Raw genomic sequence first — 1,693 nt, 5'->3', positions numbered from 1 at the left:
GTGCTCAAGGGTGGAACATCGATTATTTGGCGCTGACACCAGCTCGTGTCGCAAGTACAAGTCGGGTCCTCGGACCTGGCAGTGGAACGCGGTCGAGGGGGTGGGGGCGTCTGACACGTTGTTGGGTCCTGAAGGCTCGGGCGAAAGCTTCGANAGGTGCTGGGTGTGGGGTGGGGCCGCCCGTATGTTGAGAACTACACAGTGGACGCGAGCATCTTTGTGGCTCAAGTTTTTAAGGGCACACGGTGGATGCCTTGGCACCAGGAACCGAAGAAGGACGTAGGAATCTGCGATAAGCCTCGGGGAGTCGATAACCAGACTGTGATCCGAGGATTTCCGAATGGGGAAACCCGGCTGGAGGCAAGTCCAGTCACTCCCGCCTGAACACATAGGGCGGGTAGAGGGAACGTGGGGAAGTGAAACATCTCAGTACCCACAGGAAGAGAAAGCAACCGCGATTCCGTGAGTAGTGGCGAGCGAAAGCGGAAGAGGCTAAACCTCAGTTGTGTGATACCTGTCAGGGGTTGCAGCTGGGGGGTCGTGGGACTTTTCGGTCAGTGCTGACACGCTGGCATGGAGTCAGAAATGCGCGTTGTAGTCGAAGGGCATTGAAAGGCCCGGCACAGAGGGTGCTACCCCCGTAGACGAAACAATGCGCACTCCAGAGAAGTATCCCAAGTAGCACGGGGCCCGAGAAATCCCGTGTGAATCTGGCGGGNCCCCGGGAGGGGAGTGAAATAGATCCTGAAACCGTGTGCCTACAATCCGTCGGAGCCTCCTTGTGGGGTGACGGCGTGCCTTTTGAAGAATGAGCCTGCGAGTTAGTGCTCAGTGGCGAGGTTAACCCGTGTGGGGAAGCCGTAGCGAAAGCGAGTCCGAATAGGGCGTTTTAGTCGCTGGGTCTAGACCCGAAGCGGAGTGATCTACCCATGGCCAGGTTGAAGCGACGGTAAGACGTCGTGGAGGACCGAACCCACTTAGGTTGAAAACTGAGGGGATGAGCTGTGGGTAGGGGTGAAAGGCCAATCAAACTCCGTGATAGCTGGTTCTCCCCGAAATGCATTTAGGTGCAGCGTCACGTGTTTCTTACCGGAGGTAGAGCTACTGGATAGCTGATGGGCCTCACCAGGTTACTGACGTTAGCCAAACTCCGAATGCCGGTAAGTGAGAGCGTGGCAGTGAGACTGCGGGGGATAAGCTCCGTAGTCGAGAGGGAAACAGCCCAGACCACCATCTAAGGTCCCTAAGCGTGTGCTAAGTGGGAAAGGATGTGGAGTTGCATTGACAACCAGGAGGTTGGCTTAGAAGCAGCCACCCTTTAAAGAGTGCGTAATAGCTCACTGGTCAAGTGATTCCGCGCCGACAATGTAGCGGGGCTCAAGCACACCACCGAAGCTGTGGCATTGACACTTTGCCCGGCCGTGGCATCTGAGGATCCACGGTCCAAGCGTGTTGATGGGTAGGGGAGCGTCGTGTGGCCAGGGAAGCGGCGGAGTGATCCAGCCGTGGAGGCCACACGAGTGAGAATGCAGGCATGAGTAGCGAATGACGGGCGAGAAACCCGTCCGCCGAATAACCAAGGGTTCCAGGGTCAAGCTAATCTGCCCTGGGTAAGTCGGGACCTAAGGCGAGGCCGACAGGCGTAGTCGATGGACATCCGGTTGATATTCCGGAACCGGCGAANNGAACCGCC

General features: G+C 57.4%; 1 rRNA gene (cut by a window edge). It reads left to right on the top strand.

Annotation, left to right across the window (positions count from 1 at the left end):
• Window positions 1-222 precede the first annotated feature (222 nt).
• Window positions 223-1,693, top strand: a 23S ribosomal RNA gene (locus tag ASG70_RS16215); it runs 1,462 nt beyond the window's last position.

It is taken from the genome of Phycicoccus sp. Soil748 (assembly GCF_001428025.1).
GTDB lineage: Bacteria > Actinomycetota > Actinomycetes > Actinomycetales > Dermatophilaceae > Pedococcus.
Note: the sequence above shows the minus strand (reverse complement) of the source record. Positions and strands in the feature narration are given on the sequence as shown.